This is a genomic window from Paracoccaceae bacterium Fryx2 (assembly GCA_032334235.1).
GTDB lineage: Bacteria > Pseudomonadota > Alphaproteobacteria > Rhodobacterales > Rhodobacteraceae > JAVSGI01.
Map to the genome: position 1 here is coordinate 183,149 of JAVSGI010000005.1, position 19,653 is coordinate 202,801.

A 19,653-nucleotide genomic window follows, 5' to 3' on the forward strand; every position below is an offset into this window, starting at 1 on the left:
CCCGCCCCCCAACACGGGTTGACCTGCATCAAGGCGGGGAGGGGTGGAGCACCCTACGGTTTGAAATGAAATGGCAGGAGGCGCGGATGACAGATATTCCCGAACGCAAGGTGGCCCTCGAGTCCCGGCTTGCCGATCTCAGGGAGCGGTTGCTTACCATAGCGGACGAACTGGAGTCGCATGGGTCGAAGGATTGGGAAGACCTGGCCACCGAACGCGAGGCCGACGAGGTGCTGGAAGGCATGGGCCTTTCGGGCCAGCAGGAGATCCGCGCGATCGAGGCCGCGCTGGCGCGCATCGAAGGCGGCGAATACGGCTTTTGCGTCACCTGCGGGGCAGCGATCGGCGACGAACGGCTGGACGTGCTGCCCTACACCCCATTCTGCCGCAACTGCGCGGCCTGAAACCGGACGGAGGATATGATGGCACCCGACTCTCCCGACGCACCCGATCCCGCGAAGGCGGTGCAGCACCCGCTGGGAATGCTGTTTTCCGAGATGGAGGCGCTGGTGCGCATCATCCCGGCGCAGCCTGATGTCAAGACCAGCGGACGGGCCGAGGATGTGGCCCTGATGGAAGAAGACGCGGTCGAGGCGGGGTTCGACAACCTGCCGGTCTGATCGGCCGACCTGACCTGTCGACCTGACCGGCCGCGCGCGCTGCCCGCTGCGGAACCGGTTGCCATTCCACCACCCGGCCTCTTTAGTGGGGGCGTGGGGAATGGGGTGTCCTGATGGGTGAGGTGGTGCGGCAAAGCCGCGACGGTGCGGTGCTGGTGCTGGTGATCGACAGCCCGCCGGTGAATGCCCTGGGGCAGGCGGTGCGGGCCGGGCTGGCCGACGGGCTGGCACTGGCTGCGCGCGACCCGGAGATTCATGCCGTGGTGATCCGCGCTGCGGGTCGGACCTTCCCCGCCGGGGCGGATATTTCGGAGTTCGGCAAGCCTGCGGTGCCGCCCCTGCTGCCCGATCTGTGCAATCAGATCGAGGCGCTGGGCAAGCCGGTGGTGGCGGCGCTGCATGGCACGGCGCTGGGCGGCGGGCTGGAACTGGCGCTGGCGGCGCATGGCCGCGTGGCCGATTCCGGCGCGCGGCTGGGGCTGCCCGAGGTCGGGCTGGGCATCCTGCCCGGCGCGGGCGGCACGCAGCGCCTGCCACGACTGATAGGGGCGGAACAGGCGTTGCGGCTGATGCTGACCGGCAGGCCGGTCGGCGCGGCCGAGGCGCTGGCGCTGGGGATGCTTGACCGGGTGGTGGAACAGGACGTGGCCGGGGCGGCGCTGGCGATGGCGCGGGAACTGGCGGGCACGGTTCCGGTGCCGACCTCCGCACGGCGCGACGGGATGCGCGACCCGCTGGCCTATCAGGCGGCGGTCGCCACCGCGCGGCGGGCGCAGGGGGGCGCGCGGCTGCCCGGCCCCGGCCGCATCATCGACTGCGTCGAGGCGGCGCTGCTGTTGCCGTTCGATCAGGGTCTGGCCTATGAGCGCAGCGCCTTTCTCGATCTGGTTGCCACGCCAGAGGCGGCGGCGCTGCGCCATGTGTTCTTTGCCGAGCGCATGGCGGGGCGGATGCCCGAGGCGAAGGCCGTGGCGCGACCCGTGGGCTCTGTGGCGGTGATCGGCGGGGCGGGCGCGGATACGGCGCTGGCGCTGACCCAGGCCGGGTTTGCGGTGGTGCTGGTCGACCCCGACCGGGCGGCGCTGGTGGCGGCGCTGGAACGGATTGCCGGCGCGCAGGAGGCGGCGGTGCTGGCCGGGCGGCTGACGCCCGAGGCGCGCGATGCCGACTGGGCGCGGCTGACGCCCGCGCTGGGGCTGGAGGCAATGGCGGGTGCCGATCTGGTGCTGGCCCCGGCGGCGGCGCTGGCGCTGGTGCTGACGGCCAGCCGCGCCGGGGTGATGGTGGTGCAGACCGGCGGCTGGGCCGACCCCGCGCCCGACCGGGCGGGCGATGTCGCGGGCCTGCGGCTGGTCGGGGGGCTGGCCGAGGTGGTGGTGGGCCCGGGCACCGCGCCCGAAACGGTGGCGGCGCTGCTGGCAATCGTCAGGCGGCTGGGCCGCGTCGCCGTGCGGGTGGCCGCGCCGGGCGAGCTTTGCGCCCGGATGCTGGCGGCGGGGCGGGCGGCGGTGGCGCAGATCGTGGCGGCGGGGGCGGCGCCGGGCGCTTTGGCCGCCACGCTCGGCCGGCACGGGCTGCCGGGGCTGGCGGGGCCCGCCGGGCCGGGTGCGGTGCCTGACGAGGCGGTGCGGCGCGTGCTGTCGGCGCTGGCCAACGAGGGCGCGCGGCTCCTGGGGGCGGGGCTGGTGCAGCGGGCGTCGGACATCGACCTCGCGCTGGTGCTGGGGCAGGGCTTTGCCCGCTGGCAGGGCGGGCCGATGCACTGGGCCGATGCGCGCGGGCTGCTGGTCCTGCGCCGTGATCTGCGCGGCTGGCAGGCCGAAGACCCGGCGTTCTGGGCTGTGGCGCCGCTGATCGACGATCTGCTGGCAAAGGGTCAGAGATTTGGTGACCCGGGCTGAGACTCAGCCGAGGAAGATGCCTGCCACCACCAGCATCAGACCCAGCGCCGAGACCCCGAGCGCGCCCATGTTCAGCACCACGACGCGTTGCAGCCGGGCGCGCATGGCGTCGTTGTCAAGCCCGGCGCGGCGTGCCTTCAGCGCCAGGACCACGCACCAGACCAGCCCCGCCACCCCGGCCAGCGACACCACCGACCCGATCCCGACCAGAAGATCCATCACACCCTCGCTGCTTTACCCAGAAGCGGCGTAGCCGAGCCGGGGGCATCTGGCAAGAACGCGATCTGACGCCGGCCGCTTGATCCGGCCCCGGTCGCCGGATAGGGAAGGGGCGAGCCAATTCCCATCAGGACCAGAGACACATCATGAGCGACCCCCTCGACAGCTACAACGTCACCGCAGACGAGCTGCGCCAGTTCATCGAACGCTTCGAGCAGCTGGAATCGGAAAAGAAGGATGTGGCCGAACAGCAGAAGGAACTGATGGCCGAAGCCAAGGGCCGCGGTTATGATACAAAGGTGATGAAGAAGGTCGTGGCGCTGCGCAAGCGCAAGCCCGACGACATTGCCGAGGAAGAGTCGATCCTCGAACTTTACAAGGCCGCGCTCGGGATGGCCTGAGCGGCTTCGAGCCTTGCAGGGCCGCGCCCGGCATTGCCCGGGCGGCGGCTGAAGGTGCGGGGCAGGGACGGGCCCCGCCCGTGAGGTTGATCCCGTCCGGGGGAGGCGAGAGATGTCCTGGCTGAGCAGTCTTGTCGAACGGCAGATACAGAAGGCGCGGCTGGAGGGCCAGCTTCAGGGGTTGCCCGGGGAGGGCAAGCCCCTGCCCGAACGTACCGGCGATGCCTTCGTCTCGGCGGGCGAGGCGGCGGGGTTCCGCATCATGGCGCAGGCCGGGGTGCTGCCCGAGGAAATCGTGCTGCGCAAGCAGGTGGCGCTGCAACGCGCCCGCCTGGCAACTATCGAGAACATCGCCGAGCGCAAGGTGGCGTTGGCCGAACTTGCCGGGCTGGAGATGCGCCAGGCGATCGCCGAGGAGGCCCGGCGGCGTTTCATGAAGGAATAGGCGCAGGGGACCACGCTCTATCGGCCTGCACCAGGGGCCTCGGCGCGGGCGGGGGCTGCCGGATAGTCGCACCGCGCGGACCGGTGCGCGAAACAGGTCTGGCAAACGGCTTTCGGGACAGCATTGCGCCGGACGGTTTGGCAGGGGCGTGGGCGACCGGGGTCGGTCGTGCCGCGCTGCCGTCACGGTGCCAGGAAGGTCACATCCGGGCGGCGGGCGATCAGGGCCACGTCGCGGTCGTAGGTCAGCGTCAGGGCGGCGACCAGTTCCTCGGTCCAGCCCGGCATTTCCAGTTCCATCTCGATCTGTTCGGGCAGGGCGAACTTGTCGAGGAAGGCCGAGACGACGCGGCGGCGCTGCATCTCGTTGGCCGGCGGATGCCCTTCCAGATAGGCATTCATCCGGCGGAACCCGTCGGGCGACATGATCGCGGCCAGAAGGTCGTCGTCCTCCTCCAGCCGCAGGCCGGGCGAATGGCCCGACACGGCGCGCAGCACCTCGGGCCAGATCAGCGGCGTGTCCTCGTCGCACCACACGGTCAGCGGCACGTCGGGGTTGGCGTGGCGGATCTCGGCGATCAGGTCGGACCAGCGCAGGGTGGCAAGGTCGGCCTCTTCGGTGAATTCGGCATAGCTCTTGCCGCGCTGCTTGGCGAACAGGGCGGGCAGGAAGGTCGCCGGACTGCGGATGGCGAGGAAGAATTCGGCCTCGATCTGCGGGAAGATCTGGGTGAAGGACCGCATCCGCTCTGCCGCGGCCGGATAGAGCGTGCGGCGCAGCACGCCCTGCGGAAAGGCCAGAAAACTGTCCCACGACAGGATCAGCCGTTCGGCCACGTCCTCGTCCATGATCTGGTCGAGCACCAGCGCCTGGGTGTCCTGCGTCGCCGTCATGCCCTTCAGCGTCACCGCGGTGTCGCGCAGCAGGGTGCGGTAGCGCGCGGGCCCCGGCACCACGATGCCCTCTGCCGCAAGCGCGCCACGGTTCTTCAGCAGGCATCGCAGCAGGCGTTCTTCGTCGGTGCAATGGGCGCCAAGGTGATAGACAATGCGCATCGGGGTGTATCGGTCCGGTCTTGAGGTCAGGCTGTCGGCGCGACTATACGGGCTTTTCTGGACAGTTAAACCGCTTTCCTGTAGTCGGGAATCAGGATGGCCGAGCAAAACAGTCAACTGCGAATGTCGGCCCTGCTGGCACATCTGCGCCCCGACGCCTGGTCGCTGGGGGCGGTGCTGATTGCCGCACTGGTGGTCGCGCCGATCCTGTCGGTGGTGTGGATCGCCTTTCATCCGGTGGAAAACATCTGGCCGCATCTGCTGGCGACGGTGCTGCCGCGCTACATGGCCAATACCGGCGTGCTGATGCTGGGGGTGGGGGTGCTGACGGCGGTGGTCGGCACCGCCACGGCCTGGCTGGTGGTGATGTACCGCTTTCCGTTCAGCCGGGTGCTGGATGTGGCGCTGCTGTTGCCGCTCGCGATCCCGGCCTATGTCGGCGCTTATGCGCTGGTCGATTTTCTGGATTATTCCGGGGGGTTGCAGATCTTTCTTCGCGCAACCTTCGGCTGGGAATCATCGCGCGACTACTGGTTCCCCGAGGTGCGCTCGCGCGCGGCGGCGGTGGTGGTGCTGGCGGCGGCGCTGTATCCCTATGTCTATCTGCTGGCGCGTTCGGCATTCCGCGAACAGTCGGGCAGTTCGTGCGAGGTGGCGCGCGCGCTGGGCAGCGGCCCGTGGGGCCTGTTCTGGCGGGTCGGCCTGCCGCTGGCGCGGCCTTCGATCGCGGCGGGCGTGGCGCTGGCGCTGATGGAAACCGTGGCCGATTTCGGCACGGTCGAACATTTCGGGGTGCAGACGCTGACGACTGGGATATTTTCGGTGTGGCTGACCGGCAGCAATGCCGGGGGCGCGGCGCAGATCGCCTGCGTCATGCTGAGCGTCGTGGTGCTGCTGATCGGGGTCGAGCGTTTCAGCCGCCGCAACGCCCGCCACCACCGCCCCGCCCGCCAGAGCCGCCCGGTAGAGGCCGCCCTGCTGACCGGCTGGCGTGGCTGGGTGGCGACGGCGGCGTGCCTCGTGCCGTTCGGGCTGGGTTTCGTGCTGCCGGTCGCGGTGATGGGGGCCCATGCTTTGCGCAACCCGCAGGCATGGGTGTCGCCGGGATTGTTCAAGGCGCTGGGCAACACGCTGACGGTTGGCGGCACGGCGGCGGTGCTGACCGTGGCGGGGGCGCTGTTCCTGGTTTACGGGGTGCGGCTGGCCGGGCGGGGGCTGCCGCGTCTGGTGCTGCCGGTCACCACCATCGGCTATGCGGCGCCGGGTGCGGTGCTGGCGGTGGGCCTGCTGATCCCGCTGGCGGCGCTGGATCACCGGGTGGCCGACGCGATCCAGGCCGTCACGGGCACCGACCCCGGCCTGCTGCTGACCGGCACCTCGGCGGCGATCGTGCTGGCCTATGTGGTGCGGTTCTTCGGCATCGCGCAGGGGGCGGTGGATGCCGCCTTCGGCCGCATCTCGCCAAGCCTGCCGATGGCGGCGCGGTCGCTGGGGCGCGGGCCGGGGGGGGCGCTGGCGGCTGTCTACCTGCCGCTGATGCGCGGGTCGGTCGCCACGGCGCTGCTGGTGGTGTTCGTCGATTGCGTCAAGGAACTGCCCGCCACGCTGCTGCTCCGCCCGTTCAACTTCAACACCCTCGCCACACGGGTGCATGAACAGGCGAGCCTCGAACGGCTGGGCGAGGCCGCCCCCGCCGCGCTGCTGGTGATGCTGGTCGGCCTGGCCGCCGTGGCGCTGCTGGCCCGCGCCAATCGCGCCTGAGGGCTTGCACGACGCCGCGCTCCCGGCTATTGAGCGCGCGATGCCCCTATAGCTCAGTTGGTAGAGCATCTGATTTGTAATCAGAGGGTCGGGAGTTCGAGTCTCTCTGGGGGCACCAATCCGGCTTTTGGCGTGATGGCGGCCTTGCCGTTTCCGGCCGCTTCCGTCGGCCGGACCCGACCGCATGGCTACGATTCGGGGATCGGATTATACTGTGCTGCGCAGCCTCCGGTGCCGCCTGCCCGTCAGGATCGAGCCCCGGCCGCAGCGCATTCAATGCAAGGCAGATTCATCCAAAATGGGCAGGGAGGGGCATCATGCTCACAGAGACCGTGGCGGAGGCGCAGGCTACCGGGCTTGACGCCGTGCAGTTCGAGCAATTCGAGGCCATTCTGGCCCACCGCGAGCAGGAAGAGATCACCGCCGAACTGGACGCCGAGGCGGCGGCCGAGGGTGTGTTCGGTGCCGCAGCGGGGGCGGCCGGCGATGCGGCGGCGTCGCGGGTCGGGGCGGCGGCGCTCCGGCTGATCGTCGATCACGAGACCGGCGGCCGGGCGTTCTATGAACAGGTGATCAAGAGCCGCCCGATCTGGCCCAGGGCCTCGTCGGGCATCACCATCGGCTTCGGCTACGATCTGGGCTATGTGACGCGCGACGCGTTCCGCTCCGACTGGGCGGATCTGCTGGGCGGTTTGCCCGGTGCCGACCGTGCGGCGCTGGAAGGCTGCGTCGGCTTTCACAGCGGCAAGGATACGGCGGCGACGATGCAGGGGCTGCTGGCCGGGGTGCGCCACATCACCATTGGCTGGGCGCCCTCGGAAGCGGTGTTCAGGGCGCGGACCCTGCCCAAGTTCGCGCTGAGCACGCAGGGGGCGCTGCCCAACACCGGGCTGCTGAACGGTGACTGTTTCGGGGTTCTGGTGTCGCTGACCTTCAATCGCGGCGCGTCCTATTCCCGGGCGCACAACCCGGCGACCGACCCGAAAGACCGCTTCCGCGAGATGCGGGCGATCAAGGCTGCGATGGTGGCGCGCCGGTTCGACGAGGTTCCGGCGCTGCTGAAGGCGATGATCCGGCTCTGGGTCGGGACGGCGGTGGAAACCGGGCTGAAGCGCCGCCGCAACGACGAGGCCGCCCGTCACCTGTCTTGCCCTGTCACGGGTTCCTGGCGCCGCCGAGTCATCTGCCTTTCGCGCCCTGCGGCGTCACCGGGCCGCGACCGAAAGCACCAGCGGCTCCGCGTCCACCCCGGCGCCCGACAGGTGCAGCCGGTAGTGGCCCGGCTCGTCGATTCCCGGCAGGTTGACGCGCAGGTGCGTCAGGTCGGCCCCGGAAAATCCGAGCGCGGCCAGAAGCTGCGGCGGGGCCAGGGCCGTGCCCGCGTCGTCGATCCGTTCGGCGCGGATGTCGGCGCGGAACTCGGCCAGCGGGGCGTCTGGCACCAGCACCAGCTCGATCGGCATCCCCGCCTCCTGCACCGGGGCGTCAAGCGACATGGCGATCCCGATGATCCCGACCCGTTCCACTGCCGGAACCGCCGGCCCGCCCAGCAGGCGCGAGAACACCGACAGGAACGGTCGCCCGGTAAAGACCGAGGCATGTTCGTTGACCACCGTCTGTTTCTGCCCCGACCGGGGCAGGGCGCTCCACATCGGCACGGTGCCGTCGCCCGCGTCGGGGGTGCGGGTCAGCACCATCCTGGCGGGGTCGATCTTGCCTGCGGCATCGACCACCACGTTGACCCGTGTCACCGTCTTGTGCCCGGTGCCCGCAAAGTAGAAATACCGGCAGGTGTCGGGCGGGGTGCCGGCCGCCAGCGTATCGTGCAGCCAGCGCCTGCGGTCGAGCAGGGCCGGGCTGAGGCCCAGTCGCGCGGCTTCGGCCGGGTCGAAGATGTCGATCGCGCGCAGGCGGTCGTCGCTCTGGTTCCAGCAGGCATCCTCGCCGGGCGAAGGCAGCAGCTGGTAGCCCGAGGGATAGCGTGTGTCGGCGGCGATCCGGCGGAAGTCGGCCGCCGAAACGCCCAGCGTGCTGTCCAGCCCCAGCACCCGCGCCAGCGCCAGCGGCGCGCCAAGGTGCGGCGTGGCCAGCGAGGCAAAGAGGTCGATGTTGCCGAACCACGGCCGGGCGCGGAAGGTTTCCGGCTCCAGCACCAGCCGCGATACCAGCCCGCCCATCGAATGGGCGATCAGGTGGATGGTGGTCGCCCCCTCGGCATGAACCTGGTCCAGCGCCGCCGCCAGCGTGGCCGCGGTGGTTTCTAGGTCAAGCCGCCAGTCGTAGGCAAAGACATGCAGCCGCTTGGCGGCACCCTGCGACGTGAAGCCCAGCTTGCCGATGTCGCGCAGGATCGAGCCATAGACGTTGAAACAGGTCGCGACCGACTGGATGATGCCGCCGTGGCGCGTGTCGGCGGCCAGCAGCTTGTCGGTGCGGCGGTAACCGAAGATCGTTTCAGCCGGGGTCGGCGGCCAGACCTCCTCGCCATTGGCGGTGACGAGCTTGCTTCCCATGATACCCGGGATGAAGACGACGGCTTCCATTTCGGTTCTCCTTGATGGCTACGCGGCCTTTGCGGTTGCGGTCTGGGGGTCGAGCAGCGCCTGCCAGCGGGCAAGGGCGGCGGCGGTATCGGTCAGGCGGCGGGCCGGGCCGACGGCGGTCGCGTGGCGGGCGGCGGTCTGGAGCAGCGCCCCGAGACAGCCGGAACGGTCGGCGAACTCGACCACCGTGGCCCAGAAGGCCAAACCGCCCCGCAGGGCGGCGGCGGCAATCGCCCGCGGGGCATTGGCCGAGGGCGGCCAGGGCCAGCGGTGGGCGAAGTCGGCAAACACCGCCTCGGCGGCGGCAGAGTCCACCGCGTCGGCCAGCGCATGGCGCGCCGCGCCGTGCAGGTCCTGGGAACTGGCGCGCAGCCGCTGCCACAGGGCCTCGGTGGCAACCCGGCGCGGATCGAACAGGCCGTCCTCCTGCGCCTGCCGTGCCCAGTCGCGTGCGACCGGGCCCATCAGCCGGATCATCTGGGCCACCGCTGCGGGCACCTGGTCGCCGCCACGCGACCCGGGGCGGGGAGCGGGAAGGGCGGCAAGGTCTGGCATCAGGCTGCCCAGCGGGGTCGCAACCGGCCAGACCGGCGCTTCCGGCCCGGCGTCGAAGCGCAGATGATCGGGGGTCAGCGCCACCAGTTCCGGCCCATTGCCTTCGCCCAGCGCGCGCAGCAGCAGCACGACATGGCCCAGATCCATTGCCCGCGCACCGGCCATGTCGTGCCGCGCCTTGCCCATCGCACCGATCGCAGACAGCACGGCGGAATGTTCCGGCACGCCGCTGCGCCCCAGCGCGCGATGCGCCATCAGCGCCCGTTTCATCGCGGCGGTTATGGCGCCATGAAACTCGGCCGACGCGCTGGAATAGCTGCTGCCGCCCTGGCCGAAATGGGCATTCAGCAGCGACTCCAGCGCCGCCGTGGCGGCATCGAAGGCCTCGGCCGGGCGGTCGGCCAGCAGGTGCGCCGTGGCAAGGGGGATCAGGTCTTTCGCATCCGGCGGCGGGCCGGGCCGCGTCCCCATGACAACCGCCGACCATTCGGCCCGGTCGATCCGCGCCTGCACCACCCAGCCATCGGCCGCGTGGTCCTGCGGTTCGACCCCGTTCAGCAGGGCAAGGGCGGCGGCCGGGCGGTCGGCTGCGACCAGTTCCCAGCCGCGCCGGTCCAGAAAGCGCGCCCGGTCCGGTCCGGCAAGGTGGCGCGCCAGATGATCCGACACCGGACGGTCGGCGGCGATCAGCAGGGCGGCCTGCACCGGGTCGGGAAAATCCGCGATGTCGCGGTCGAAGCGTTTGGCAAGGTCGAGCCGGGCCGCGGCGCTTTCGGGCAGGTGGCCCTGCATGATGCGGTGATACAGCGCCTCCTGCTTCGAGCGCGCGGCGTCGATCCCGGGTTCCCGCCCGGCGTCATAATGCGCGATGGCGGCCCGATGCACGGCCTCGGCCCGCTCCTGCATCCTGGCATCCAGCGTGATCAGGCGCAGCATGGTGCGGCGCAGCTCGCGCCGGTGCTGCGCCTCGACCCCGGGGACATTTTCGCTGACCAGCCAGTGTTCGGCCACCAGCGCCTGATACATCGTCGTCGCCTCGGCATCGGTGATGGCGCCGAAACCGCAGTTCGGTGCCAGCACGTCGCGGATCAGCGTCGGCGTGACCCGCCGCAGCACAAGGCCGGGATGGGCCAGCGCCCGGACCCGCTCGTTCCTGATATGGTTCAGGATGCGGCCATACAGCACCCCCTGGACGATCTGCTCCCGGGGCAGGCCGGTGCTGCCGGTGCCGGTGCCCGACGGCGTTTCATCGGCCATGCCGACCAGCTTTGCAACGTCGATGCCGTCGGGGCCGGAGACGAGCCGCGCGAGAAACTGCAGCACCAGCGGGTTGCGCGGAAAGGCCGCCGCCAGCCGTTCGGCGTCGTCGGCGCCAAGCCCGCCCCGGTCGCGCAGGATTCCGGCCGCCGAGTCCGGGTCAAGCTCGTCCAGCGTCATCACCTCTGCCGCGAAGAACGGCGCCTTGTTGGCCTCGGAAATGCCGCGCCCCGCCATGATCACGCGCAGGCCCGACAGACCGGCCTGCGCCAGCATCCGCAGCCAGTTGCGGATCGCTTCGGCAGCGCCCATGTCCTGATCTTCGGGGCTGCGGTAGGCCAGCGCCTCTTCCAGCGTGTCGAGAACCAGCAGGATGGGGCGGTCAAGCTGGCCCTGATCGAGCATCGCGCTGCCGATCCGGTAGATGGCCTCGGAAACCGAGCGGTAGCCGGTCGAGCGGGTCGCGGCCTTGACCATTTGCGACGCAATGCCGCCGGACCGAGTCTCGCGCCGCATGTCGGCAAAGGGGGCATCAAGCGCGGGCATCTGCAAGGCAAGCTGGCGGGTGAATTCGAAGGTCAGTTCCAGCGGGTCGGCCCCGGCCAGCACCCGCCGGTCGAAATCTATCCGCACGATCAGCCAAGGCGGCACGCTGCGCCTGCGGCGGACCGAATCGGCAAAGCGCGCCAGCAGCGCCGACTTGCCCGCCCCGCCTTCGGCCGAAATGGCAAAGATCGGCGGCGGATCGGCGGCCGGGTCGGTTCGGGCAAGGAAGTCCGACAGGCGCCCGCGTTCGTCCTTCCGCCCGCGGAACCCCGCGATCAGCGGTGCCTCGGCCGCGCGCATGGCGCGCAGCGCCGCCTCGCGCCGCAGGTCGGCGGCGGCGCCGGTCAGGGTGGCGGGCCAGCCCTCGGGATGCGCCTTGAACCATTCCGCTGCCTGAAGCCGTGTTTCCAGTTGCGGCAAACTCAGCGCCACCGGCGGGGTGGGAATGCCGTCGTTCAGCGTCTCGGCCAGCAGGTCGCGCAGCGCCTTGCCCAGCGGGTCTAGGGGGCGCGCAGGCATCGCGGCCAGCGCCGTCGCCAGCGTGCCGTCATCGCGCAAGGCCGCCAGAGCCTGCATCCGGTGGCTGATCTGCAGCGTCCAGACCAGCCGCCCCTGCTGCGTCACGGTTTCGCTCAGGGGGCCCAGCACCTGCGTGGCGCCCTGCGGAATGTCGCGGTCGGCGGTTGAAAAGCGGCCGCGCAGGGCGGCAGAGGCGATGGTGGCGGCCTCGAAGGCGTCATCGGTCGCCGTCGCCGTATCCCCGGCCGCGTCGCCCGAAGGGCTTTCCACCGCCCGCCGCGCATCGGCAAGTGCCGCCGGGTCGGGCAGGTCGGCCTCCAGCAGGTCGAGCAGTCGGCGGCGCGGATCGTCGATCTCCATCCCCTATCCTCGCCGTGTCGGCAGCAGTTTCTCGGCGAACATCCGCAGGAAGCGGGCGATCGCCTCGGTCTCGCTGCGCGCCTCGGGAAAAAGCAGCACCGCCTTCATCGCCTTGGTCGCGATTTCGCGGTTCAGCTTGGCCCCGGCTTCGACCGGCGTTTCCAGATAGGCATCGAGATCGTCGAGATAGTCCTCGATGATGTCGGGGCCCAGCGGGAACAGTTCCTCGGTCTCGCTCCGGTAGGTGGCGGGTTCAAGCTGCGGGCCGCGATAGCCCAGCAGCACGACCCGCAGCCAGTCGGACCGCGCCGCCTCGCGGTAAAGCTCCACCAGGAAGGGGCGCAGGCCGGTGCCCTCGGTGATCTCGATCCGGTCGAGATCGTCGAGGATCAGCCAGAAGATCCGCCCGCCGCCGGTTCCGGCCGAGGCGAGACGGGCGCGCATCGCGGTGCGCAGGTCGTCGAGCAGCGGCCCGGCCAGCCAGCGGTCCTGCGAGGTTGCGGCTTCGGCAAGGGTGCGCAGCGGGGCCGGGCCGCCGATCAGGGTTTCGCAGAACTGCCGGGGGTCCATGGTGTGCCAGGCATGTTCGGCGCCAAGCCGCAGGAGCATGTGTTCATCCTCGGGCAGCAGGGCCGCCAGGATGTTGGCGGTGAAGCTGAGCCCCAGCCCGCGCGCCCCGGTGCCCGATTGCAGGATCAGCGTGCGCGGCCCGTCGGCTTGCAGCGCCCGCACCACGAAATCGCAGGTCGCCCGCCGCCCGATCAGCGGCTGGCGCCCGAACGGCCCGGTGGCGACGAAGGCGCGCGGCCTGACCCCCAGCGGCGGCCACGGCCCGATGTCGGCCAGGATGCACGACAGCGGCACCGCCACATTCACCGCGTCGCCCAGTTCCGGCACCAGAGTCCGGTCGCTGACCGCGCCCTGATGCAGGGCAAACACGCGGAAATTGCGGTCGGTGTAGGGCCCGCCCGACGTGCCGCCCAGCGCGTTTACGTCAAGTCCGTCGCGCGACAGCGTTGCGGCCCGCACCCGGAACGCCCCGTGCGCCACCCGGATCTGCGACCCCTTGGGGTGCTGGAACAGGTAGACCTTGGCCTTCTGCGTCTCGTCTGCCGGAAAGTCGTCGGGCGCGCGGGGCATCCCGCCGGGCAGGGTGGGCGGGCAGCTTGCCAGCTTGATCAGCACATAGTCGAGGTTCTTCGGCCCGATGGCGCTGCTGTCGCTGGCCGCCACCAGCCAGTCGGGTGCCAGTTCGACCGGCGTGCCGCGCCCGGCCAGACGGTCGCCCAGAACCGGGTTGCGGAAGTTGTTGAACACGATGCTGATCTGTCCGCGCACGCCTTCGGCGGCCTTGAAGCGGTCGCGGGCCGTGGTGCCCGGGCCGGGCAGGATGAACCCCGACCCGTTGAAGGTGTGAAAGCTGGTCAGCACCAGATCGGTGCGCAGCAGAAAGCCGGTGCCGCTCAGCTGCCCCGCCGCGCCGTTCACCTCGACGATGCAGGTGTTCAGCCGACCGCGGTGCATCCCGTAGACCACCTCGCCGGGATGGTCGAACCCCAGCAGGATGCTGGCCAGCGCCTCGAACTTCACCGCATCGGCGGGAACGGCCGGGTCGAACAGCCGCTGGATGTGCAGGATCGCCTCTTGCGGCGCGGGCATCTGGTTGCCAAGCGCAAAGGCGAAATCGGGCAGGAAGCCGCCCGCCTGCGCGATTTCCAGCGCGAAGGCCAGCTGGTCGCGCACGGGTTCATCGGCCCGCCTGCCGACCCGCGCCTCGGCCAGGGTGCGCGCGGCGCGCTCGGGCGGTTGCGCGCCCTGGAACAGCCGGTCGATCTGGTCCGGCCGGACATGGGTTGCGAAACCCTCGATCAGCGCGTCGCGCAGGGTGGGCCAGCTGCCGATGTCGAGCGGGCTCATGTCTCGAACTCCAGCCCCGCCGGGCGCAGCAGGTTCGACGCCCCCGCCAGCCAGTGCGCCCAGTTGCCAAGCTGCGTCGCGCCGCCGATGTGCAGGCCCAGCGCCACGGCCGGGTTGTCGCGCAGATCGGCCACCACCGACCCGGAATTGCCCGGCAGGGTGGAGATGTCGTAGCCGAAGGCCCATTCGCGGCGGGCATCGTCGGGGGCCTGCCCCGGTGTGACGGTCAGGGTGCCGGGCGACCAGCACAGCTTGCCGATCTTGCCCCGATACAGCCGCTCCGCCCCCGACAATCCCGCCGCATCGCCCCAGCCCAGCGGATAGCCGATCACATGCAGCGGCCGGTCGCGCGTCATCACGCCTGCGCCAAGCCGTCCGTCCAGTGCCGCGCCCGGCGCCGCTCCCGCCACCCGCAGCACCGCCGCATCCAGCCGCGACAGGTCGATCGCGCCGCCGATCGGCAGGGCACCCGCGAAGGCCACGCCGGTGATCGCCTCGGCCCCGGTGGCAAACACCGCCTCGGCATCCTCGGCCAGTTGCCAGCCGCCCGGCGTCTCGGCGGCAATCGCTTCCAGCACATGCCGGTTGGTCACGATCAGCCCCGGCCCCGCCCGGAAGCCGCTGCCCTGCGGCCCGCCGTTGCCCCGGATCAGCGCGACCTGCCCGGCCAGCGCCGCGATGTCGTCGCCGTGCAGGGCGATGTCTTCGGCCCAGGTGCCAAGCTCGGGGTCGGCGGGGTCGATCCGGCCATCCGGCCCGAACAGCACGGCAGGGCGCGAGCCGTCGAACACCTGAATCGCCTCCAGCGTCAGCACGTCGGCAAGGTTGATGCCCGACCGGTCGCGCAGCCGCCCGTATGCCTGCTTCGCCGCGTCCAGCGCCACGGCGCGCGCTGCATCGTCAACCCCGGGGTCGCGTTGCAGGTTGGCGTCGGCGCGTTCCAGACTGTCGGCGATGAAGGCGTCCTGCGGCGGGCGCGGGGCGGGGGCGGCATCGGCTTCGGTGGTGATGGCCTCGATGTCGCCCGCGCGGGTTTCGGACGACGGCGGCGGGGCAACGCCGCGCGCGGCCGCCAGACTTTGGCGCACGAAGGCCAGTTGAGCGGAATCTCGGGTCATGGCGGGCACCATGCGACCCATGAGGGAACGGATGAATGCATCAAAGGACTCTCGGAAAATTGTCGCTCCATGATATAGTGAACGGGCATTTCGTTCAAACGGTGATTGCAGATGGCAGAAACGTCCCACGCCGCTTCGGTCGCGGATCTGTTGCGGCGACTGGTGCCGCCGCAGGACACCGAACGCCTGATCGAGGATCCGGGCTTCTTTGCCGGGGGCGGCCCGACCGGCGAGGCTTCGGCGGCCGAGATGCACCGCGCGCAGGGGGCGGTGGAAACGCTGCGCAGCGGCGGCGCGCTGGACGCGCGTGCGGCGGCGGCGGTCGAGGCGATCATCCTGCCGCGCCTGCGGCCGGTGGTCGACATAAGGCAGGGCGATTTCGTGCTGGACGATCCGCTCTGGGCGCATCTGGCACAGGGCGACGCGGCCGGGCACCTGCGCCGCGCCATCCCGGCTGTCGGGCGGGTCGAGATGCCGGGCCATGCCACCATTCCCTATGCCGGGACAGGTTTCGTGGTCGGTGAAGGGCTGATGATGACCAACCGCCATGTTGCCGAACTGTTCGCGCGCGGGCTGGGCCGGGCGGGGTTGGAGTTTCGGCCCGGGCTGCGTGCCGCCGTCAACCCGGCGCGCGAGGCGGGCGGCGACCCGCAGGCCGAAGACGCGCTGACCCTTGCGGTGCGCCGGGTGCGGATGATCCACCCCTGGTGGGACATGGCGCTGCTGGAGGTGGAGGGTCTGGAGCCGATCACCCCGCTGGAGCTTTCGCTGGAGCCGCCCCCGGCGACCGAGGGGCGCGACATCGCGGTGATCGGCTACCCCGCGCTCGACACCCGCAACGACATCGACCTGCAACTGCGGATCTTCCGCCGCCTGTTCCAGGTGAAGCGGTTGCAGCCGGGCAAGGTGACCGGGCAGGCCGCGACCGACAGTTTCGGCAACCGGGTGATGGCCGCAACGCATGACGCCTCGACGCTTGGCGGCAATTCGGGGTCGGCGGTGATCTGTGCGCAGACCGGGCGGGTGCTGGGGCTGCATTTCGCCGGGCGCTATCTGGAAACCAACTTCGCCGTGCCTGCGGCGGAACTCGCGCGGGACCGCCATGTGCGCGCAGCGGGTGTGCGCTTTGCCGGTGGGGCTGCGGATGCCACCACCGGCTGGGATGCCGCATGGGCCGCGGCGGATGGCGAAAGTCCGGCGCAATCGACCGTGGCGCAGGCCGGAACCGTGCCGGTCGCCACTGTGCAGGTGGGGGGCGGCACCGTGGTCGCCACCATTCCGGTGACGCTGACGCTTGCCATCGGGCTGCCTTCGGTGACCGTCGCGGCGGCGGTGTCGGCGGCGCCGGTCGAACGGATGCGCGCGCCGCTGCTCGACCCGGATTACGCAGCGCGTCCGGGCTATGACGCGGGTTTCCTCGGGCTCGACGTGCCGATGCCGGTGCTTTCCGATCCGGGCGTAAGCCCGCCACGGCTGGACGGAAGCGACAGCCCGGTGCTGGCCTATCACCATTTCTCGATCCTGATGCACCGCGACCGGCGGCTGGCGCTGTGCACGGCGGCGAATGTCGACGGTTCGGCCAAGGCGCGGCGGCCGGAACCGTTCCGCGACTATGACCGCAAGGCCGTGGCGGGGCTGGACGAGAACGACACCGAGCTTTGGGTCACCGATCCGCGCATTGCCGCCCGCCACCAGTTGCCCGATGTCTACTACCGCAAGGACCGCCAGTCGTTCGACAAGGGCCATGTCGTGCGGCGCGAGGATGTGGCGTTCGGCGACAGCTACGACGCGCTGCGCCGCGCCAACAACGACACGTTCCACTGCACCAATTGCAGCCCGCAGGTCGCGGGGTTCAACCGCCACGGCATCTGGCGCAGGCTGGAGGATGCGGTAAAGCGGCAGGGCAGCGCCGAACGCTACTGCATCTTCGCGGGCCCGGTGTTCCGCGAGGATGATCCGTGGTTCGACGGTGTCGATGACGACGGCCCGGTGCGGGTGCAGATTCCGCTGCGCTACTGGAAGCTGATCGTCTGTGTCGAGGACGGCCGGCTGGCCGCCCATGGCTTCGTGCTGAAGCAGGATCTGGGCGGGGTGGCGTTTTCGGGGCGGGAGTTCGCGGTCCCTGCGGCGCTGGCCGAACACCTGGTGCCGCTGGATCAGCTTCAGGGCAGGCTGCCGGCGCTGATCCTGCCCGATGCCCTGCACGACGCCGACCGTTTCGCCAGCCCGGCCACGGCCGCCCTGCGGCGCGGGATGGGCGAGACCGAAACCCTGGACTGGGCGCTGTGGGACTGAGCGTCGGCGCTAGTCTTCGGCCAGGGTGATCACCGGCTCCATCGTGGCCAGCACGGCATCGGGCAGGTGGCACTTGACCTGATGGCCCGGCGCCAGCACCCGGATCGGCGGCATCTCGCGGTCGCAGAGCCCGCCGGGCACCTGTGATTTCCAGCGGCAGCGGGTCTGGAACGGGCAGCCGGGCGGCGGGTTCATCGCGGACGGAATGTCGCCTTCCAGCACGATGCGCTTCTTCTTCACCCGCGTGTCGGCAATCGGCACCGCCGACAGCAGCGCCTCGGTATAGGGGTGGTAGGGCGGCTGGAACACCTGATCGGTCGTGCCCATCTCCACCACATGCCCCAGATACATCACCATCACCCGGTCGCTGAGATAGCGCACGATCGACAGGTCGTGGCTGATGAACAGCAGGGTGGTGCGGTTCTTGCGCTGGATCTCCATCAGCAGGTCGGTGACGGCGGCCTGCACGCTGACATCGAGCGCCGACACCGGCTCGTCGGCCACCACCACCTTGGCGCCCCCGGCAAAGGCGCGGGCGATGCCGACCCGCTGCTTCTGGCCGCCCGAAAGCTGGCGCGGCATCCGGACGGCAAAGGCGCGGGGCAGTTTCACGAGATCGAGCAGTTCCAGCATCCGCGCCGTGCGGTCGGCATCCGAGGTGCCTTCCTTGAAGATTTCCAGCGCGCGGACGATCTGACGGCCGACCGTCATCGAGGGGTTCAGCGTGTCGAACGGGTTCTGGAACACCATCTGCACCGATGACACGGTGTCGGTGGACCGCTTTTCGATCGGAGTATCCTGAATGTCCTGATTGTAGAGCACGATCTTGCCCGAGGTCGCGGTTTCCAGCCCCATCAGCACCTTGGCGAAGGTGGACTTGCCGCAGCCGGATTCACCCACGATCGCCAGGGTTTCGCCCTCGCGCGCCTCGAAGCTGAGGGTTTCGTTGGCCTTGACCACCCGGGTCGCGCCGCTGCCGAACATCGAGCCGCTGCCGACCTCGTAATACTTGCGCAGGTTCTCCATCCGCAGCACGATGGCGCCGACCGGGGTCTTTTCGACCGTGACGGGCGCGGCGAGCGGGGCATCCCAGTCGATGGCCCCGAACCGCAGGCAGCGGGTTTCGTGGCGGTCTCCGAAGGGCACCTGAAGCATCGGCACCTCGGCCGCATTGCACAGGCCGGGCTGGAAATAGTCGCAGCGCGGGCCGAAGTTGCAGCCCCGGGGCCGTTCGTGCGGCAGCGGGAAGTTGCCGGGGATCGCGACCAGCGGATGGGTGTTCTTGTCGGCCCCCGGCAGCGGGATCGAACGGAACAGCGCCTGCGTGTAGGGGTGGCGCATCTTGTCGAACACCTCGGCCACGTTGCCGGTTTCCACCGCCTCGCCGGAATACATCACGCAGAGCCGGTCGCAGACATCGAGGATCAGGCCGAGGTTGTGGCTGATGAACAGCATTGAGGTGCCGTATTTCCGGCCCAGATCCTTGACCAGATCGACGATGCCCGCCTCGACCGTGACATCGAGCGCGGTGGTGGGTTCATCGAGGATCAGCAGCGCGGGCTTGGACATCAGCGCCATGGCGATCACGATGCGCTGCTGCTGGCCGCCCGAAAGCTGGTGCGGGAAGGCCTGCAGGATGCGGTCGGGGTCGGGCAGGCGCACGTCGGCCACGATCTGACGGGCCAGCGCCCAGGCGTCGGCGCGGCCCATGCCCTGATGGATCATCGGCACCTCGGCCAGCTGCGCGCCGATCTTCATCGCGGGGTTCAGCGAGGCCATCGGCTCCTGATAGATCATCGCGATTTCCGAGCCGCGGATGTGGCGCAGTTCCGCCTCGGTCATGTGGGTCAGGTCGCGGCCCTTGAAGCGGATGCTGCCGCCGGTGATGCGGCCGGTCTTGCCCAGATCGCGCATCACCGCCAGCGCCACGGTGGACTTTCCGCAGCCGGATTCGCCCACCAGCCCCATCGCCTCGCCCGGCATCACGGTGCAGGAGAAATCCATCACCGCCGGAATCTCGCGGGTGCGCAGGAAGAAGGAGATCGAGAGGTTCTCGATCTCGAGGATCGGTTCGGCGGGATCCCGGTCGGCGGAAGCTGCGTGTGTCATGTTCGGCCTCGTGTCGGGCATCCGGAGGGGCG

General features: G+C 70.2%; 15 protein-coding genes and 1 tRNA gene. 8 read left to right on the top strand and 8 right to left on the bottom strand.

Annotated features, from left to right (window positions below):
• The first annotated feature begins 86 nt into the window (after positions 1-86).
• The 3 genes from RNZ50_10130 to RNZ50_10140 all read left to right on the top strand — a co-directional run bounded on the left by RNZ50_10130 (position 87) and on the right by RNZ50_10140 (position 2,521).
• Positions 87-404: a TraR/DksA C4-type zinc finger protein gene (locus tag RNZ50_10130; protein MDT8855361.1), complete on the top strand. Its 318-nt coding sequence runs from the start codon at positions 87-89 to the stop codon at positions 402-404.
• Positions 405-422: 18 nt separating this feature from the next.
• A complete protein-coding gene (locus RNZ50_10135) occupies positions 423-620 on the top strand; it encodes a hypothetical protein (GenBank protein ID MDT8855362.1) in 198 nt (65 codons plus the stop codon).
• Positions 621-733: 113 nt separating this feature from the next.
• A complete protein-coding gene (locus RNZ50_10140; GenBank protein MDT8855363.1) occupies positions 734-2,521 on the top strand; it encodes an enoyl-CoA hydratase-related protein in 1,788 nt (595 codons plus the stop codon).
• Positions 2,522-2,524: 3 nt separating this feature from the next.
• On the opposite strand, the gene RNZ50_10145 is transcribed toward RNZ50_10140, so the two are convergent.
• Positions 2,525-2,740, bottom strand: coding sequence for a hypothetical protein (locus RNZ50_10145; protein MDT8855364.1), 216 nt, complete (start codon positions 2,738-2,740; stop codon positions 2,525-2,527).
• A 146-nt stretch (positions 2,741-2,886) separates the two neighbouring features.
• On the opposite strand from RNZ50_10145, the gene RNZ50_10150 reads away from it, so the two are divergent.
• Together RNZ50_10150 and RNZ50_10155 are read left to right on the top strand one after the other, a co-directional pair.
• Entirely contained in the window at positions 2,887-3,141 is a 255-nt protein-coding gene (locus RNZ50_10150) for a DUF2312 domain-containing protein (GenBank protein ID MDT8855365.1), read from the top strand.
• A 112-nt stretch (positions 3,142-3,253) separates the two neighbouring features.
• On the top strand, positions 3,254-3,586 hold the full coding sequence (locus tag RNZ50_10155; protein MDT8855366.1) for a DUF1992 domain-containing protein: 333 nt from the start codon (positions 3,254-3,256) through the stop codon (positions 3,584-3,586).
• A 182-nt stretch (positions 3,587-3,768) separates the two neighbouring features.
• On the opposite strand, the gene RNZ50_10160 is transcribed toward RNZ50_10155, so the two are convergent.
• Positions 3,769-4,641, bottom strand: a complete 873-nt coding sequence (locus RNZ50_10160) for a hypothetical protein (protein ID MDT8855367.1) — start codon at positions 4,639-4,641, stop codon at positions 3,769-3,771.
• Between the two features lie 96 nt (positions 4,642-4,737).
• On the opposite strand from RNZ50_10160, the gene RNZ50_10165 reads away from it, so the two are divergent.
• Complete coding sequence (locus RNZ50_10165) at positions 4,738-6,402, top strand: iron ABC transporter permease (protein MDT8855368.1); 1,665 nt, start codon at positions 4,738-4,740, stop codon at positions 6,400-6,402.
• A 42-nt stretch (positions 6,403-6,444) separates the two neighbouring features.
• Positions 6,445-6,520: transfer RNA gene (locus RNZ50_10170), tRNA-Thr, on the top strand.
• A 127-nt stretch (positions 6,521-6,647) separates the two neighbouring features.
• Here RNZ50_10170 and RNZ50_10175 read toward each other — a convergent pair.
• The 5 genes from RNZ50_10175 to RNZ50_10195 all read right to left on the bottom strand — a co-directional run bounded on the left by RNZ50_10175 (position 6,648) and on the right by RNZ50_10195 (position 15,217).
• The gene (locus RNZ50_10175; protein ID MDT8855369.1) at positions 6,648-7,544 is read right to left on the bottom strand and encodes a hypothetical protein; all 897 of its coding nucleotides are present in this window, start codon (positions 7,542-7,544) and stop codon (positions 6,648-6,650) included.
• Between the two features lie 63 nt (positions 7,545-7,607).
• Positions 7,608-8,945, bottom strand: coding sequence for a hypothetical protein (locus RNZ50_10180; GenBank protein ID MDT8855370.1), 1,338 nt, complete (start codon positions 8,943-8,945; stop codon positions 7,608-7,610).
• An 18-nt stretch (positions 8,946-8,963) separates the two neighbouring features.
• Positions 8,964-12,182, bottom strand: coding sequence for an ATP-binding protein (locus tag RNZ50_10185; GenBank protein MDT8855371.1), 3,219 nt, complete (start codon positions 12,180-12,182; stop codon positions 8,964-8,966).
• A 3-nt stretch (positions 12,183-12,185) separates the two neighbouring features.
• The gene (locus RNZ50_10190) at positions 12,186-14,099 is read right to left on the bottom strand and encodes a trypsin-like peptidase domain-containing protein (protein ID MDT8855372.1); all 1,914 of its coding nucleotides are present in this window, start codon (positions 14,097-14,099) and stop codon (positions 12,186-12,188) included.
• Positions 14,096-15,217 (bottom strand): trypsin-like peptidase domain-containing protein, encoded by a 1,122-nt coding sequence (locus tag RNZ50_10195; GenBank protein ID MDT8855373.1) that lies wholly within the window; start codon positions 15,215-15,217, stop codon positions 14,096-14,098. Before RNZ50_10195 ends, RNZ50_10190 begins: the two co-directional genes overlap by 4 nt.
• A 111-nt stretch (positions 15,218-15,328) precedes the next feature.
• On the opposite strand from RNZ50_10195, the gene RNZ50_10200 reads away from it, so the two are divergent.
• Positions 15,329-17,512, top strand: coding sequence for a DNA/RNA non-specific endonuclease (locus RNZ50_10200; protein MDT8855374.1), 2,184 nt, complete (start codon positions 15,329-15,331; stop codon positions 17,510-17,512).
• Positions 17,513-17,521: 9 nt separating this feature from the next.
• Here the strand turns inward: RNZ50_10200 and RNZ50_10205 are convergent, their stop codons facing one another.
• Positions 17,522-19,621, bottom strand: coding sequence for an ABC transporter ATP-binding protein (locus RNZ50_10205; GenBank protein ID MDT8855375.1), 2,100 nt, complete (start codon positions 19,619-19,621; stop codon positions 17,522-17,524).
• Positions 19,622-19,653 lie beyond the last annotated feature (32 nt).

Coding starts and splice junctions, on each gene's coding strand:
- RNZ50_10130 (MDT8855361.1), top strand. CDS start 87: ATGACAGATATTCCCGAACGCAAGGTGGCCCTCGAGTCCCGGCTTGCC.
- RNZ50_10135 (MDT8855362.1), top strand. CDS start 423: ATGGCACCCGACTCTCCCGACGCACCCGATCCCGCGAAGGCGGTGCAG.
- RNZ50_10140 (MDT8855363.1), top strand. CDS start 734: ATGGGTGAGGTGGTGCGGCAAAGCCGCGACGGTGCGGTGCTGGTGCTG.
- RNZ50_10145 (MDT8855364.1), bottom strand. CDS start 2,740: ATGGATCTTCTGGTCGGGATCGGGTCGGTGGTGTCGCTGGCCGGGGTG.
- RNZ50_10150 (MDT8855365.1), top strand. CDS start 2,887: ATGAGCGACCCCCTCGACAGCTACAACGTCACCGCAGACGAGCTGCGC.
- RNZ50_10155 (MDT8855366.1), top strand. CDS start 3,254: ATGTCCTGGCTGAGCAGTCTTGTCGAACGGCAGATACAGAAGGCGCGG.
- RNZ50_10160 (MDT8855367.1), bottom strand. CDS start 4,641: ATGCGCATTGTCTATCACCTTGGCGCCCATTGCACCGACGAAGAACGC.
- RNZ50_10165 (MDT8855368.1), top strand. CDS start 4,738: ATGGCCGAGCAAAACAGTCAACTGCGAATGTCGGCCCTGCTGGCACAT.
- RNZ50_10180 (MDT8855370.1), bottom strand. CDS start 8,945: ATGGAAGCCGTCGTCTTCATCCCGGGTATCATGGGAAGCAAGCTCGTC.
- RNZ50_10185 (MDT8855371.1), bottom strand. CDS start 12,182: ATGGAGATCGACGATCCGCGCCGCCGACTGCTCGACCTGCTGGAGGCC.
- RNZ50_10190 (MDT8855372.1), bottom strand. CDS start 14,099: ATGAGCCCGCTCGACATCGGCAGCTGGCCCACCCTGCGCGACGCGCTG.
- RNZ50_10195 (MDT8855373.1), bottom strand. CDS start 15,217: ATGACCCGAGATTCCGCTCAACTGGCCTTCGTGCGCCAAAGTCTGGCG.
- RNZ50_10200 (MDT8855374.1), top strand. CDS start 15,329: ATGGCAGAAACGTCCCACGCCGCTTCGGTCGCGGATCTGTTGCGGCGA.
- RNZ50_10205 (MDT8855375.1), bottom strand. CDS start 19,621: ATGACACACGCAGCTTCCGCCGACCGGGATCCCGCCGAACCGATCCTC.